We start from the raw sequence: 882 nt of genomic DNA, 5'->3' as shown, positions 1-882 counted from the left end.
AACGCCTGACCGTTACCCTGGGGCACGCCTATGGCATGGCCGAGCTGGACGAGACCCACCTGCGCCAGCAGCATGAATCCGACGCCCAGTTCGGTCAGATCGGCAACAGCCCGGTCATGCAGACCCTGTTCCGGGGCATTCAGAAAGCGGCTGAGGTCGATGTGCCGATTCTGATCACCGGCGAGGTGGGAACCGGCAAGGAACAATCCGCCCGCACCATTCACGAACATTCGAGCCGGGCAGCGGCGCCCTTCGTAGCGGTCAGTTGCGCGGCGATGCCTGCCAATCTCCTTCAATCCGAGTTGTTTGGTCACGAGAAGGGAGCATTTACCGGCGCCAATGAACGTCATATCGGCCAGATCGAGGCGGCGACCGGCGGCACCCTGTTTCTGGATGAAATCGGCGATCTCGCGCAGGAATTGCAGATTCAACTGTTGCGGTTTCTGGAGGAGAAAAAAATCCGGCGGCTTGGCGGATCCAAGCCGATTCCCACCAATGTTCGGCTGATCACCTCCACCAACACCAATCTGGAACTGGCCGTGCGCGATGGCCGCTTCCGTGAGGATTTATTCTACCGTCTGAATGTCCTGCACTTGCGGGTGCCCCCGCTGCGCGAGCGCCGGGGTGACGTGGAGCTGCTGGCCCGGCACTTCTTCAACAAGTTCGCCGCCGAGGTTAAGACCGTCGCTAAAGGATTCAGCCGGGATGCGCTGGAAGTCATCAATCGCTATGACTGGCCGGGCAATATTCGGGAATTGATGAACCGGACGCGACGAGCGGTGCTGTTGAGTGAAGGGCCTTATATTGCGCCCGGCGATCTGGAACTGGAGCGGCGCTCGCTGGGCCGGGGCTTCGTGACGCTGGACGAGGCGCGCATGGCGG

General features: G+C 61.1%; 1 protein-coding gene. It reads left to right on the top strand.

Features of this window, described 5'->3' with window-relative positions; translation table 11 throughout:
* The coding region (locus tag JNK74_28260; protein ID MBL7650082.1) for a sigma-54-dependent Fis family transcriptional regulator at nucleotides 1-882 on the top strand (882 nt) is incomplete at both ends.

The sequence above is a fragment of the Candidatus Hydrogenedentota bacterium genome, assembly GCA_016791475.1.
GTDB lineage: Bacteria > Hydrogenedentota > Hydrogenedentia > Hydrogenedentales > JAEUWI01 > JAEUWI01.
This window is presented reverse-complemented; position numbering and strand designations above follow the sequence as displayed.